Source organism: Streptomyces sp. SP18CS02, from assembly GCF_036322365.1.
Classification (GTDB): Bacteria; Actinomycetota; Actinomycetes; order Streptomycetales; family Streptomycetaceae; genus Streptomyces.
Genome location: NZ_JAQYXC010000289.1, coordinates 1 through 14,317 on the forward strand (window position 1 = coordinate 1; position 14,317 = coordinate 14,317).

13 protein-coding genes and 1 pseudogene are annotated in these 14,317 nt (G+C 71.5%); 6 read left to right on the top strand and 8 right to left on the bottom strand.

The annotated features are described in order from the left end of the window. Positions 1-153, top strand: a pseudogene (locus PUR26_RS20365) (transglycosylase SLT domain-containing protein); the annotation flags it as partial. Positions 154-334: 181 nt separating this feature from the next. Here the strand turns inward: PUR26_RS20365 and PUR26_RS20370 are convergent. Further along, entirely contained in the window at positions 335-2,941 is a 2,607-nt protein-coding gene (locus PUR26_RS20370) for an ABC transporter ATP-binding protein/permease (RefSeq protein WP_329873870.1), read from the bottom strand. A 336-nt stretch (positions 2,942-3,277) separates the two neighbouring features. Here PUR26_RS20370 and PUR26_RS20375 point away from each other — a divergent pair, with 336 nt between their 5' ends. Together PUR26_RS20375 and serB are read left to right on the top strand one after the other, a co-directional pair. Then, positions 3,278-4,147: a streptophobe family protein gene (locus PUR26_RS20375; protein ID WP_329874271.1), complete on the top strand. Its 870-nt coding sequence runs from the start codon at positions 3,278-3,280 to the stop codon at positions 4,145-4,147. 124 nt (positions 4,148-4,271) lie between these two features. Then, the gene (gene serB, locus PUR26_RS20380; RefSeq protein WP_329873871.1) at positions 4,272-5,498 is read left to right on the top strand and encodes a phosphoserine phosphatase SerB; all 1,227 of its coding nucleotides are present in this window, start codon (positions 4,272-4,274) and stop codon (positions 5,496-5,498) included. Positions 5,499-5,699: 201 nt separating this feature from the next. On the opposite strand, the gene PUR26_RS20385 is transcribed toward serB, so the two are convergent. The 4 genes from PUR26_RS20385 to PUR26_RS20400 all read right to left on the bottom strand — a co-directional run bounded on the left by PUR26_RS20385 (position 5,700) and on the right by PUR26_RS20400 (position 8,309). Then, the gene (locus PUR26_RS20385; protein WP_329873872.1) at positions 5,700-6,218 is read right to left on the bottom strand and encodes a SixA phosphatase family protein; all 519 of its coding nucleotides are present in this window, start codon (positions 6,216-6,218) and stop codon (positions 5,700-5,702) included. Positions 6,219-6,309: 91 nt separating this feature from the next. After that, positions 6,310-6,516 carry a hypothetical protein gene (locus PUR26_RS20390; protein ID WP_329873873.1) on the bottom strand — a complete coding sequence of 69 codons (207 nt, stop codon included), beginning with the start codon at positions 6,514-6,516 and terminating at the stop codon, positions 6,310-6,312. A gap of 360 nt (positions 6,517-6,876) precedes the next feature. Beyond that, complete coding sequence (locus PUR26_RS20395; RefSeq protein ID WP_329873874.1) at positions 6,877-6,993, bottom strand: SGM_5486 family transporter-associated protein; 117 nt, start codon at positions 6,991-6,993, stop codon at positions 6,877-6,879. 17 nt (positions 6,994-7,010) lie between these two features. Continuing rightward, positions 7,011-8,309, bottom strand: coding sequence for a CynX/NimT family MFS transporter (locus PUR26_RS20400; protein WP_329873875.1), 1,299 nt, complete (start codon positions 8,307-8,309; stop codon positions 7,011-7,013). A gap of 78 nt (positions 8,310-8,387) precedes the next feature. Between PUR26_RS20400 and PUR26_RS20405 the strand changes: the two genes are divergently transcribed. Then, the gene (locus tag PUR26_RS20405) at positions 8,388-9,074 is read left to right on the top strand and encodes a FadR/GntR family transcriptional regulator (RefSeq protein ID WP_329873876.1); all 687 of its coding nucleotides are present in this window, start codon (positions 8,388-8,390) and stop codon (positions 9,072-9,074) included. Positions 9,075-9,098: 24 nt separating this feature from the next. Here PUR26_RS20405 and PUR26_RS20410 read toward each other — a convergent pair whose 3' ends face one another. From PUR26_RS20410 to fabG, 3 genes are all read right to left on the bottom strand, one after another. Beyond that, positions 9,099-9,488, bottom strand: a complete 390-nt coding sequence (locus PUR26_RS20410; RefSeq protein WP_443077135.1) for a hypothetical protein — start codon at positions 9,486-9,488, stop codon at positions 9,099-9,101. A gap of 196 nt (positions 9,489-9,684) precedes the next feature. After that, positions 9,685-10,458, bottom strand: coding sequence for an enoyl-ACP reductase FabI (gene fabI, locus PUR26_RS20415; protein WP_329873877.1), 774 nt, complete (start codon positions 10,456-10,458; stop codon positions 9,685-9,687). 4 nt (positions 10,459-10,462) lie between these two features. Beyond that, entirely contained in the window at positions 10,463-11,167 is a 705-nt protein-coding gene (gene fabG / locus PUR26_RS20420; protein WP_329873878.1) for a 3-oxoacyl-[acyl-carrier-protein] reductase, read from the bottom strand. Between the two features lie 147 nt (positions 11,168-11,314). Here fabG and PUR26_RS20425 point away from each other — a divergent pair, with 147 nt between their 5' ends. Both PUR26_RS20425 and PUR26_RS20430 read left to right on the top strand, forming a co-directional pair. Further along, positions 11,315-12,877, top strand: a complete 1,563-nt coding sequence (locus tag PUR26_RS20425; RefSeq protein ID WP_443077123.1) for a TldD/PmbA family protein — start codon at positions 11,315-11,317, stop codon at positions 12,875-12,877. Then, the gene (locus PUR26_RS20430; RefSeq protein WP_329873880.1) at positions 12,874-14,265 is read left to right on the top strand and encodes a metallopeptidase TldD-related protein; all 1,392 of its coding nucleotides are present in this window, start codon (positions 12,874-12,876) and stop codon (positions 14,263-14,265) included. Before PUR26_RS20425 ends, PUR26_RS20430 begins: the two co-directional genes overlap by 4 nt. Positions 14,266-14,317 lie beyond the last annotated feature (52 nt).

The following is a 14,317-nucleotide window of genomic DNA, read 5'->3' on the forward strand; positions in this document are numbered from 1 at the left end:
GGTCTGCTGCAGGTCATCAAGCCGACCTTCGACGCCTACCACGTCCCGGGCACGAAGAAGAGCCAGTACGACCCGGTCGCCAACATCGTCGCCGCCTGCAACTACGCGGCCGACCGCTACGGCTCCATGGACAACGTCAACAGCGCCTACTGAGCGCCGGCCGAGCGACTCCGGGGCGGTCCCCGCGGACGACGCGCGTGAACGACCACGCGTGAGCGGGACGCGTGCGGGACCCCCGTCGGGCGGCACACGACGAACGCCGAAGGGCGGCACCCCCGTGCGGGTGCCGCCCTTCGGCGTCGTACGAGCGGTCGGCGCTATGCGCCGCGCGCCGTCACTTGCGCATGACCTCGGGCTCGTGGCGGCGCAGCAGACGCGCCACCGCGAAGCCGCAGGCGATCCCGATGAGCAGCAGGATGGTCAGGTTCATGCCCCACTGGCCGGCCGTGTGGTCCCACAGCGGGTCCAGGTTGGCCGGGTCCTTCGGGTCCCACGGCGGCATGAGGTGGCCGAGGTCGAGCGTCGCGCCCGCGCCGGCGATGGCCCAGCGGGACGGCATCAGCCAGGCGAACTGCTCCAGGCCGGGGCTGTCGTACACCTGGAAGAGGATGCCGGTGAAGACGACCTGCACGATGGCGAACATGACCAGCAGCGGCATGGTCTTCTCCGCGGTCTTCACCAGCGAGGAGATGACCAGGCCGAACATCATCGAGGTGAAGCCCAGCGCGATGATCGTCAGGCAGAGCTCGACGGCCGGCGGCATGATCAGGCCCTCTTCGGGCAGCTCACGCGTGGCGAAGCCGATGGCGCAGATGATGACGCCCTGGAAGGCAGTGATCACTCCGAGGACGATCACCTTGGACATCAGGTACGCCGAGCGGGACAGGCCGGTGGCCCGCTCCCGTTCGTAGATGACGCGTTCCTTGATCAGTTCTCGTACGGAGTTGGCCGCGCCCGAGAAGCACATGCCGACCGCGAGGATCAGCATGATCGTGCCGGCGTCGCCGTTGAACCGGGACGGCGGTGTGGGCGGCGCGAGGCCGAAGTCGGCGGGGATGACCACCGAGACCACGCCGAGCACCGCCGGCAGGATCACCATCAGACCGAGGAAGCCCTTGTCGGACGCGATCACCGAGGTGTAGCGGCGGATCAGCGTCCAGAGCTGGGAGCCCCAGCCCTGCGGCTTGGGCTGGCGGGCCATCGCCTGCTGCGGCATCTGGACCGGCTGAGCGGCGACGGAGTCGATGTCCGCGGCGTACATCTGGTAGTGCTGCGAGCCCTTCCAGCGGCCCGCCCAGTCGTAGTCGCGGTAGTTCTCGAAGGCCGAGAAGACGTCGGCCCAGGTGCTGTAGCCGAAGAAGTTCAGCGCCTCCTCCGGCGGACCGAAGTAGGCCACCGAGCCACCGGGCGCCATGACGAGCAGCTTGTCGCACAGCCCCAGCTCGGCCACCGAGTGGGTGACGACGAGCACCGTGCGGCCGTCGTCGGCCAGCCCGCGCAGCAACTGCATGACATCGCGGTCCATGCCCGGGTCGAGACCGGAGGTCGGCTCGTCCAGGAAGATCAGCGACGGCTTGGTGAGGAGCTCCAGGGCCACGGAGACGCGCTTGCGCTGGCCACCGGAGAGGGAGGTGACCTTCTTCTCCTTGTGGATGTCGAGCTTGAGCTCGCGCAGCACCTCGTCGATGCGGGCCTCGCGCTCGGCCTCGGCGGTGTCGCCGGGGAAGCGGAGCTTGGCCGCGTACCGGAGCGCCTTCTGGACGGTCAGCTCCTTGTGGAGGATGTCGTCCTGCGGGACCAGGCCGATGCGCTGGCGCAGCTCGGCGAACTGCTTGTAGAGGCTCCGGTTGTCGTAGAGGACGTCGCCCTCGTTGGCCGGGCGGTATCCGGTGAGCGCCTTGAGGAGGGTCGACTTGCCGGAACCGGAGGGGCCGATGACGCCGATCAGCGACTTCTCGGGAACACCGAACGAGACGTCCTTGAGGATCTGCTTGCCGCCGTCGACCGTGACCGTGAGGTGGCGGGCCGAGAAGGAGACCTCGCCGGTGTCGACGAACTCCTCGAGCTGGCCGCCGACCATACGGAAGGTCGAGTGGCCGACGCCGACGATGTCGTTGGGGCCGATGAGGGCGGAGCCGCCCTTGCTGATCGGCTGACCGTTGACGTACGTGCCGTTGTGGGAGCCGAGATCGCGGATCTCGAAGCGGCCGTCGGGCGTCGCGTGGAACTCGGCGTGGTGGCGCGAGACCTGGAGGTCGGAGACGACCAGTTCGTTCTCGAGCGCACGGCCGATGCGCATGACATGGCCGAGGGCCAGCTGGTGGAACGTGGTGGGGCTGCGGTCCCCGTGGACCGGCGGAGTGCCACCGCCCTGCCCCGGGGGATTCTGCGCGTACTGCGCCGCCGGGCCGGACTGCTGGTGCGGGACATGCGGCTGGGCGTGCGGGGGCTGCTGCTGGTGCTGGGCCGGCTGCGGCACGTGGTGCTGCTGCGGCGTGTGCGGCTGCCACCCCTGGTGGTGCGGGGGCTGCGCGTTCTCCGGCTGGGCGTGCGCGGGCTGCGCGTTCATCTGCTGCGCCTGCTGGGCCGGCTGCGCCTGAGGCGCGGCCTGGGCGCTGTACGCTCCCGCGCCGGTCGCGCCACCCGTCAGGTTCAGCCGCGGGCCGTCCGTGGCGTTGCCGAGGTTCACGGCCGAGCCCGGGCCGATTTCCATCTGGTGGATCCGCTGTCCCTGCACGTACGTGCCGTTGGTGGAGCCGTGGTCCTCGATGACCCAACTGCGGCCGCCCCAGCTGATCGTGGCATGCCGCCACGAGACCCTGGCGTCGTCGATCACCAGGTCGCCCTGCGGATCGCGTCCGAGGGTGTACGACCTGGACGGATCGAGCGTCCAGGTCCTTCCGTTCAATTCCAGTACGAGTTCCGGCACTCCATGCCCCACTAGTTGTCCCCCGAGTTCCCCCCGTCGCGAGGAGCCTAGGGAAGGCGAACATCGGGGGAACTATTTCAGGCCGGGTCCTCGATCCGAAAGTCGGGCGGTGCGAAGACGGCGCGCGCTGCCGCAAGGAGCGTGCCCCACGGGTCTGTTGACGCGCGGATAAATGCCCTTTAGCGCATAAAAAACCAACGAACACGTGTCAACCATCCGCAAAATGGCCAATCCAGTACGTACAGGAGGGGTGGATGACGTCATGTACGGGAGCCGCACCGCCGAGGGCATCCGGTGGGACGATGTGATGCCGCCTCGATCGCCGCCGTGAGCTGGGCGCCGGCCGGAATGACGGGCGTCGCGGCCCTCGGCCCGCGTCCGCTGGGCACCGATGCGTCCGGCGCGCTCGGGCCGGTGACGGGGGCGGGGCCGGTCCTGGGCGCGGGCGGGCCGGTGACACCATCGGGTGATGTGTCCGTGTTCGGACGGGAAGGTGTGGCCGCCGAGACGGCCGTCGACATCACGCCACTGGGTGTGAGCCTGATTCGGGTGTCGCTCCTGTCGTACCTCTTCCCGAGGTCGCACCGGGCGCGGGCGCCGACCCGCCCCGCGGGTCGGGGTGATCCTCCGCCCTCTTCGGCGTCCCGCCGCGGGGTGACCGGGGAACGAGTCCGATCCTTCGCCCGCTTGGCCGAATCCCACGGTGCGGTCCGGCCGCCGGCGGCCGCGGTACGCGCGGCACGCGCGGTGGGGAGGCGGTACGCGGGTGTCCCCACCGCCGTCCGGACGCCGCGGACCGGGTCCGGTGTGGTGGCGCTCCCGGCGCGGACCGGGTCCGGCGGGGCGGCGTTCCCGGCGCGGACCGGGTCCGGCGGGGCGGCGTTCCCGGCGCGTCCTCGGTGCGGGCCGGGTGCGGACCGGGTGCGGACCGGGTCCGGCGGGGCGGGGTGTCTCGCGGGGGCCTGGCCGTACGCCCCGTCACCGCCGTGCCGACCGCCGGATCCGGACACGTATCCGCGCCCAAGGACGCCGGGTGCCGGGGGCGGGCCGCCGCCGATGGCGGGGTCTGTGCCGCCGCTCCGCCGTCGGCGCCTGCGCCGCGCACCGGCCCGGGCCGCACCCGGAAGGCGGAGGCCACCGCCCCGGAGGGCCGCCGTCCGGAGGGTCCGCCGTCACCAGGGGTCCGGGGGCCCGAGGGGCCGGCGGCCGGGAGCGTGAGGCACCGCGCCTCACGCGGACGGGCGCGGGCACGGGCGACCAGGGCGCGTTTCAGGCGCACAGGTGTCCGGTACGCGGGACGGGGGAAGCCCGCGCGCGGCGGTGCCGATACGGTGGGGGAACCATGAGCGCATCTCAGCCCCCTCAGACCTCTGACGTTCCCACTCTTCTCGTCAAGATCTTCGGGAAGGACCGTCCCGGGATCACCGCCGGACTCTTCGACACCCTTGCCGCCTTCTCCGTCGACGTCGTCGACATCGAGCAGGTCGTCACCCGGGGCCGCATCGTTCTGTGCGCGCTCGTCACCGAGCCGACGGTGAGCACCGAGGGCGAGCTGCGGTCCACCGTGCACAGCTGGGCCGAGTCGCTGAAGCTCCAGGCGGAGATCATCTCGGGTACGGGTGACAACCGGCCCCGAGGGGTCGGCCGTTCACACGTGACCGTGCTCGGACACCCTCTGACGGCCGAGGACACGGCGGCCATAGCGGCCACGATCACCTCGACCGGTGGAAACATCGACCGTATCTTCCGGCTGGCGAAGTACCCGGTGACGGCCGTGGAGATCGCGGTGTCGGGCACCGAGACGGAGCCCCTGCGCACCGCGCTCGCGACCGCGGCCGCCGAGATCGGCGTCGACGTGGCCGTGGTGTCCGCCGGGCTGAGCCGCAGGGCGCAGCGGCTGATCGTCATGGACGTCGACTCGACCCTCATCCAGGACGAGGTGATCGAGCTCTTCGCGGCGCACGCGGGCTGCGAGGACAAGGTCGCCGAGGTCACGGCCGCGGCCATGCGCGGAGAGCTGGACTTCGAGCAGTCCCTGCACGCGCGGGTGGCCCTCCTCGCCGGGCTGGACGCCTCCGTGGTGGACAAGGTGCGGGCCGAGGTCCGGCTCACTCCGGGGGCCCGCACCCTGATCCGTACGCTGAAGCGGCTGGGCTACCAGGTCGGCGTGGTGTCGGGCGGCTTCACCCAGGTCACCGATGACCTCCAGGTCAGGCTGGGACTCGACTTCGCCTCCGCCAACACGCTGGAGATAGTGGACGGCAGGCTGACCGGGCGGGTGACCGGTGAGATCGTGGACCGGGCCGGCAAGGCGCGGCTGCTGCGCCGGTTCGCCGCCGAGGCGGGCGTTCCGCTCGCGCAGACCGTCGCCATCGGTGACGGCGCCAACGACCTCGACATGCTCAATACCGCCGGTCTGGGCGTGGCCTTCAACGCCAAGCCCGTGGTACGGCGGGCGGCCGACACCGCCGTCAACGTCCCGTTCCTGGACACCGTGCTCTACCTGCTGGGCATCACCCGCGAAGAGGTCGAGGCGGCGGACGTGGCGTCGGACACCGACGCGTTCTGATCCCCGCGACACCGGGCTCCCCGGCCCCGGCCGCACGGCCCTCCGACCCTCCGGCAGGCCCGGGGGCCCTCCGGCGCCCGCCGTGCGCTCCCGGCCTCCTCACCCGCGGTGACGTCCCCGGAACAGGCGGACAGGACGAAGGCCCGGGCACCCCGCGGTGGCCGGGCCTCGTCGCACGGGCGGAGGGCGGGCGGCTCCGGACTACTCGTGCGGCGCCCAGTAGCCGACGAGGGTGCCGACACCGTGCTCCACGGACTTCCAGGACCCGCTGAAACCGACCACGGCGAACGCGGCCGTCGGGAAGCCTCCACGGTTCATCCGTACCAGCGCGTCGCCCTCGGCGCTGCCCGCGAGGGCGTCGGCCAGAGCGTGCATACCGGGGTTGTGGCCGATCAGGAGGAGGTCGCCCACCTCGTCGGATGTCTCGTTGAGCAGCGCGATGAGATCACCGAGGGAGGCGTCGTAGAGCCGCTCCTCATACACGGTCCTGGGGCGCTGGGGCAGCTCGTGCACGGCCAGCTTCCATGTCTCGCGGGTCCTCGCCGCCGTCGAGCACAGGGCCAGATCGAAGTCGATCCCGGTCTCGGCGAGCCGTCGGCCGGCCACCGGGGCGTCCTTGCGGCCTCGCTCGGCGAGCGGCCTCTCATGATCGGACACCTGGGGCCAGTCTGCCTTCGCATGCCGGAGTAGCACGATCCTGCGGGGTGTATCGGCGCTCATGCTTCCCAGCTTCGCATGAAACAGGCCACGGGGCGCAGGGTGTTGGGCAGCTGCCCCTGCACGGGTGAGGGCTCCGGCACCGCTGGTCCCCCTACCGGGACAGCGTCCGCTGGATCTGTTCGAGGAACCGCCCGACGGAGGGGTCCGCTCCCGCCGCGTGGGCCTCCCCCGGCCCTGTGATCAGCAGGAACAGGGTGACGAAGCCGAGCACGGGCAGGGCCACGGCCCACCACGGCAGCCGGACGTCCACGCCGCCGGTGGCCGCGGTGCGGGACCTGGTGTGCGTACGGGCCGGCATGGCCGCCTCCATGGGTGGGGTTCTCCGGGAACACCTCAAAGCTACGGATCACCCGATGGCGTTCCCATCCGGTGATCCACCCACTTCACCCTGAGCCTGACCCCCTAGGGGATGGTGGTGCCACCCCCACCCCTCCTCGGCCCACGCCCCGCACCCGTCGTGTCCGTGGCATCGCTTCGCGTCCGCCGGGGTGACGCCCCTCGATCATGGCGACGCCGCGGCCGAGACTCATCGACGCGCGCCGACCGTCAAGGCCCTGATGGTCAAGGCGTCGGTGGTCAAGGCGTCGGTGGTCAAGGCACCGGCCCTCACGGCGGCGCGATCACCCCACCGCCACGACCCTCACGACCGCGATGACCGTCACGGCGACGCGATCGACGCGATGACGCCGATGACCACCGTGATGGCGAGCATCGCGCCGAGCACCATGAGGAGCTTCTTCTGGCCGTTCTGGGGATTCGGGTCGAGCACAGGCATGACGTCAGTGTCGCACCTCAGGTCTCGTCCTCGATCGTCCGGTCCCGTCCGGCCAGGATTCCGGCCACCGTCTGCGGCACCATGAGCCCCGCCATGAGGGCGAGCGGTATGTCCCAGCCGCCGCTGTGCTGGTAGAGGACACCGACCAGCAGCGGCCCGGGGATGGAGATGAGGTAGCCGACGCTCTGCGCGAAGGCGGAGAGGCGCACCACGCCGGAGCCCGTCCGGGACCGCATGCCGATCATGGTGAGGGCGAGCGGGAAGGCGCAGTTGGAGATGCCGAGCAGGACGGCCCAGAGCCAGGCACCGCCGGCCGGGGCGAGGTAGAGGCCGGCGTAACCGGTGAGCCCGCACGCGGCGAGGGCCACGGCTATCGGGCCCTGGTTCTTCATGCGGGTGGCCAGCCGGGGGATGACGAACGCGAGCGGCACGCCCATGACCATGGTCACGGCGAGCAGCACACCGGCGGTACCGGCCGGGACCCCGGCGTCGCGGAAGATCTGCGGCATCCAGCCCATGGTGATGTACGCGCCGGTGGCCTGGAGGCCGAAGAAGCAGGCGAGGGCCCAGGCGGTACGGCTGCGGATGATCCGCGGTCCGCTCCCCTCCCGGCCGGGTGCGGCTTCGGTGCCGGCTTCGGCGCCGGCCGAGCGGTCGCGCACCAGCGCCGCCCAGGGCAGGACGGCGAGGGCGGCGAGGGCCGCCCACACGGCCAGGCCGGTGCGCCAACTGCCTCCCAGCGCCTGCGTCATGGGAACGGTCGCGGCGGCCGCGAGGGACGTGCCGAGGGCCAGGGCCATCGAGTAGAGGCCGGTCATGGAGCCGACGCGCTCGGGGAAGTACCGCTTGACGATCACCGGCATCAGTACGTTGCTGACGGCGATGCCCATCAGGGCGAGGGCGCTGGCGGCCAGGAAGCCTGCCGTGCCGCCGGCGAACGGCCGGACGAGCAGGCCGGTGGCGATCGCGACCATTCCGGCGCAGACGATGGCGCCGGGCCCGAAGCGCCGGGCGAGGCGGGGCGCCGTGATGCCGAAGACCGCGAAGCACAGGGGGGGCACCGAGGTGAGGACGCCGGCGACGCTGCCGCTCATGTGCAGACCGTCCCGTACCTCTTCGAGGAGGGCGCCGAGGCTGGTGATGGCGGGGCGGAGGTTGAGCGCGGCGAGGACGAGTCCGGCGACCAGCAGCCGGGGCAGCCAGCGGGCGGCCCGGGACGCGCTGTCCGGGACCTCGGGCACGGCGTTCGCCGGCTCCGCGGCGGAGGGTGGCGGGGGCGGGCTGCTGAGAGTCTGGGTCTGTGGCTCGTCGGACATGGAGCCATCATAGAATCATGGGATGATTGGTTGTCCAATCCCCATGCCCCCCCGGCCCGCTGCAGAACAAGGAGCACCATGGCGCTCAGCTCTCCCCGTCGGTCCGCCCTCTCCGATCAGGTGATCGCCGAGCTGCGCAACCAGATCACCTCGGGCGAATGGCCGGTCGGCTCGCGCATCCCCACCGAGCCGGAGCTGGTCGAGCAGCTGGGCGTGGCCCGCAACACGATCCGTGAGGCGGTCCGCGCACTCGCGCACAACGGGCTGCTGGACATCCGGCAGGGCTCGGGCACCTATGTGATCGCGACCAGCGAGCTGGCCGGGGTGATGCAGCGGCGGTTCGCCGACGCCGACCCGCGCCATATCGCCGAGCTCCGCTCCACCCTGGAGTCGTCGGCGGCACGACTGGCGGCCGAGCGGCGCACCGAGCGGGACCTGAGGCAGCTGGAGACGCTGCTCGCCCGGCGCGAGGAGGCGTGGGAGGCGGGCGACGCCGAGCGGTTCGTGGCGGCCGACGCCACGTTCCACCTGGCCGTGGTCGCCGCCTCGCACAACGACGTCATGTCCGAGCTCTACGCCGACCTGGGCCATCTGCTGCGGGACTGGCTGCGCGACGACGTGGGCCGGGAGCTGCGCCCCGAGAACCACATGGACCACGCGCGGCTGGTCGCGGCGATCCGGGCCGGGGACACGGAAGCGGCGGCCTCGGAGGCGGCCGGCTACCCCTTCGTGTGCCTGCGGAGCTCGGCACCGGCCGGTGGCTGATCCGGGCCGGCCGACGGACCTCCCTCAGGCCCCCGCGGGCCCCGGCACCGGCCGGTGGCTGATCCAGGCGGAGTCGACCTCCTTCCAGCACCGCTGGGTGAGCTCGGCGTAGGCGGTGGGCCCGATGTCGACGGGCGCGCTGTCGGCGTCGATGTCCCACCAGCGCTCGCACTCGACGTGCAGCTGTACCCGGTCCGTGGCGGGGAAGGGGTTGTGGCAGTACGCGGTGACGTGCGAGCCCTGGACCGAGGTGCGGCACGAGGCGCCGAAGGGCGTCGCCGCCGGGCGCGGCACCTCGGCCGGCGGCTTGCGCGGCGGGGATTGCCCCGGTGGCCGCGCATGGGAGGGCGCGCAGGTCGCGGGCCAGAGCATGACCGTCGAGACGGTCACCAGGGCGGCGGAACGCAGGCACATACGCACAGGCACCGGCAGGACCTCCTCGGCCGTACTGCGGCGGTCGCCGCGGCTGCACCACAAGGGGGTAACGCCCCTTCAGAGTGCCCCGGACGGCGCACGACCGCCCGTTCGACACACCCGAACGGGCGACGCCCCGTTCCCCGCGCACTGCGGGGGGAACGGGGCGTCGTGGCGCCTGGGAGGCGTACGGGCGTCAGGCGCCCATCATGTGCACGCCGCCGTCGACGTGGACGATCTCGCCCGTCGTCTTCGGGAAGAAGTCCGACAGCAGAGCCACGACACCGCGGCCGGCCGGCTCCGGGTCGGACAGCTCCCACCCGATCGGGGCGCGGTGGTTCCACACGTCCGCGAGCTCCTCGAAGCCCGGGATGGACTTCGCGGCCATCGACCGGATCGGGCCGGCCGAGATCAGGTTGCAGCGGATGTTGCGGGGGCCCAGGTCCCGGGCGAGGTACCGGTTGGTCGACTCCAGGGCGGCCTTGGCGACACCCATCCAGTCGTACTTCGGCCAGGCGAGCTGGGCGTCGAAGGTGAGGCCGACGACCGAGCCGCCGCGCTTCTCCAGCAGCGGCAGGAGCGCCGTCGTCAGCGACTTGTACGAGTACGCCGAGACCTGGACGGCCGTCTGGACGTCCTCCCAGGAGGCCTCCAGGAAGTTGAAGGCGCCCTGCGGGCCGAAGGCGATCGAGTGCACGATGCCGTCGATGCCGCTGTCGTCGCCGTAGTGCTCGACGATCTTGTCCGCCAGGCCGTCCAGGTGCTCCTGGTTGGTGACGTCCAGCTCGATGACGGGGACGGGCTTGGGCAGCCGCTTGGCGATCCGCTCGACGAGGGTCAGACGACCGAAGCCGGTGAGAACGACGTCGGCGCCCTCCTCCTGCGCCACCTTGGCGGCGTGGAAGGCGATGGACCCCTCGGTGAGGACGCCCGTGACGAGAATGCGCTTGCCGGCCAGGATTCCACTCATGTGATCAGTGACCCATGCCCAATCCGCCGTCAACCGGGATGACGGCTCCAGTGATGTACGAGGCGTCGTCGGACGCGAGGAAGCGGACCGCGGCAGCGATCTCCTGGGGCTGCGCGTAGCGGCCCAGCGGCACCTGGGCGACGATGCCCGCGCGCTGCTCCTCGGTCAGCACCTTGGTCATGTCGGTGTCGACAAAACCGGGCGCGACGACATTGAACGTGATGTTGCGCGAGCCGAGCTCACGGGCGAGCGAGCGGGCGAAGCCCACCAGGCCGGCCTTGGAGGCGGCGTAGTTGGCCTGGCCCGCCGAGCCGAGCAGCCCGACGACGGAGGAGATCAGGACGACGCGGCCCTTCTTGGCGCGCAGCATGCCGCGGTTGGCACGCTTGACGACCCGGAAGGTGCCGGTGAGGTTGGTGTCGAGCACGGACGTGAAGTCCTCCTCCGACATCCGCATCAGCAGCTGGTCACGGGTGACGCCGGCGTTGGCCACCAGCACCTCCACCGGACCGTGCTTCTCCTCGATCTCCTTGTACGCCTGCTCCACCTGCTCGGCGTCGGTGATGTCGCACTTGACGCCCAGGAAACCCTCGGGCGGCTCGCCCGACCGGTACGTGACGGCGACCTTGTCGCCGGCGTCGGCGAAAGCGCGGGCGATGGCGAGGCCGATGCCCCGGTTTCCTCCGGTGACGAGAACCGAGCGGCTCAACGGATCACCCTTTCCATAGCGGTGTGGTACCCCGAAACCTATCTGTCTCATACGTCCTGCGGGGAATCGACCCCTGACAAGGGGCGTAGGAGAGTCACTGTCGGGTCCCTACAGAAAGGGGGTGGGCATTCGTCCTCGCCCCGCGACATGATCAGGGGCGACAGTCTCATACGACAGGAGACATCCGTGCCTCATTCCATCGACGAAGCCTTCACGGCTCTGCCGCTGCGGGCGCTCGCCGACGCGGCGCTCGCCCGTGCCAGGGCACTCGGCGCCGACCATGCCGATTTCCGCTTCGAGCGGGTGCGCAGCGCCGCCTGGCGGATGCGCGACGCCAAACCCGCCGGTTCTTCGGACACCACCGACCTCGGCTACGCGGTGCGGGTGGTGCACGGCGGGGCCTGGGGATTCGCCTCCGGTGTCGACCTGTCCATGGACGCCGCGGCGAAGGTCGCCTCGCAGGCCGTGGCCATGGCGAAGCTGTCGGCCAAGGTGATCGCGGCGGCCGGGTCGGACGCACGGGTCGAGCTGGCCGACGAGCCGGTCCACTCGGAGAAGACCTGGGTCTCCTCGTACGCGATCGACCCCTTCGACGTGCCGGACTCCGAGAAGAGCGGGCTGCTGGCCGAATGGAGCGCGCGGCTGCTGCGCGCGGACGGCGTGGCGCACGTGGACGCCTCCCTGCTGACCGTCCACGAGAACAAGTTCTACGCGGACACCGCGGGGACCGTCACCACGCAGCAGCGGGTACGGATCCACCCGCAGTTCACGGCGGTCGCGGTGGACGCGACGACGGGCGGGTTCGACTCGATGCGCACCATCGCCCCGCCGGTCGGACGCGGCTGGGAGTACCTGACCGGCACCGGCTGGGACTGGGACTCCGAGCTGGAGCGGATCCCGGGGCTGCTCGCCGAGAAGATGCGGGCGCCGAGCGTCGAGGCGGGAACGTACGACCTGGTGGTCGACCCGTCCAACCTGTGGCTCACCATCCACGAGTCGATCGGCCACGCCACCGAGCTCGACCGGGCGCTGGGCTACGAGGCGGCGTACGCGGGGACCTCGTTCGCCACCTTCGACCAGCTGGGGAAGCTGACGTACGGCTCGTCGGTGATGAACGTGACCGGTGACCGGACCGCCGAGCACGGCCTGGCGACGATCGGGTACGACGACGAGGGCGTCGAGGCGCAGTCGTGGGACCTGGTGAAGGACGGCACGCTGGTCGGCTACCAGCTGGACCGCCGGATCGCGAAGCTCACGGGGCTGGGCCGTTCGAACGGCTGCGCCTACGCCGATTCGCCGGGCCATGTGCCGGTGCAGCGGATGGCCAACGTGTCGCTCCGGCCGGATCCGGGCGGGCTGTCGACGGAGGACCTGATCGGCGGCGTGGAGCGGGGCATCTACGTGGTCGGCGACCGTTCGTGGTCGATCGACATGCAGCGGTACAACTTCCAGTTCACCGGGCAGCGGTTCTTCCGGATCGAGAACGGGCGGCTGGCCGGCCAGCTGCGCGACGTCGCCTACCAGGCCACGACGACGGACTTCTGGGGCTCGATGGAGAAGGTGGGCGGACCGCAGACCTACGTCCTGGGCGGCGCCTTCAACTGCGGCAAGGCCCAGCCCGGCCAGGTCGCGTCGGTCTCGCACGGCTGCCCCTCCGCCCTCTTCCGGGGCGTGAACATTCTGAACACCACGCAGGAGGCCGGTCGATGAGCCGCGTCAGCAAGCCGTACGAGATCGTCGAGCGTGCCCTGGGGCTGTCCCGCGCGGACGGCTGTGTGGTGATCGCGGACGAGCACTCCTCCGCCAATCTCCGCTGGGCCGGCAGCGCGCTGACCACCAACGGTGTCACCCGGGGGCGCAGCCTGACCGTCATCGCCACCGTCGACGGGGCGCAGGGCACGGCCTCCGGTGTGGTGTCCCGGTCCGCCGTGACCGCCGACGACCTGGAGCCGCTGGTGCGGGCGGCCGAGGCCGCCGCGCGGGCGGCCGGGCCCGCCGAGGACGCCCGGCCGCTGGTGGAGGGGGTGCCCGCCTCGCCCGACTTCACCGACGCGCCCGCCGAGACGTCGTCGGCGGTCTTCGCGGACTTCGCGCCGGCGCTGGGCGAGGCGTTCGGCCGGGCCCGCGCCGGCGGCCGGGAGCTGTACGGGTTCGCGAACCATGAGCTGACCTCGTCGTACGTCGGTACGTCGACGGGGCTGCGACTGCGCCACGACCAGCCCACCGGCACCCTGGAGCTGAACGCGAAGTCGCCGGACCGCTCGCGCTCGGCGTGGGCCGGCCGCTCGACGCGGGACTTCAAGGACGTGGACCCGACGGCGCTCGACGCCGAGCTGGCCAAGCGCCTGGGCTGGGCCGAGCGCCGGATCGAGCTGCCCGCGGGGCGGTACGAGACCCTGCTGCCGCCGACCGCCGTGGCCGACCTGCTGATCTACCAGCTCTGGTCGTCGGCGGCCCGGGACGCCGTGGAGGGCCGCACCGTGTTCTCCAAGCCGGGCGGCGGCACCCGGATCGGCGAGACGCTGTCCCCACTGCCGCTGACGCTGCGCAGCGACCCGGACGAGCCGGGCCTGGAGTCGGCGCCGTTCGTGATCGCCCACTCCTCGGGCGACGACGCCTCCGTCTTCGACAACGGGCTGCCGCTGGCGCCGACCGACTGGGTGCGGGAGGGCCGGCTGGAGCACCTGGTCACCACCCGGCACAGCGCCGGGCTGACCGGGCTCCCCGTGGCGCCCGGGATCGGGAACCTGGTCCTGGACGGCGGTGGCGAGCGCTCGCTGGAGGAGATGGTGGCGGCGACCGGGAGCGGCCTGCTGCTGACCTGTCTGTGGTACATCCGCGAGGTGGACCCGGCGACGCTGCTGCTGACCGGCCTGACCCGGGACGGGGTGTACCGCGTCGAGAACGGCGAGGTGGTGGGCGAGGTGAACAACTTCCGCTTCAACGAGTCGCCGGTCGACCTCCTGTCGAGGGCCACCGAGGCCGGTCGTACGGAGAAGACCCTGCCGCGCGAGTGGAGCGACTACTTCACCCGGGCCGCGATGCCGTCGCTGCGGGTGCCCGACTTCAACATGAGCTCGGTCAGCCAGGGCGTGTGACGCCCATAGACTGACCGGGAACGACGACACGTTCAAGAAGACGTTCACAAGG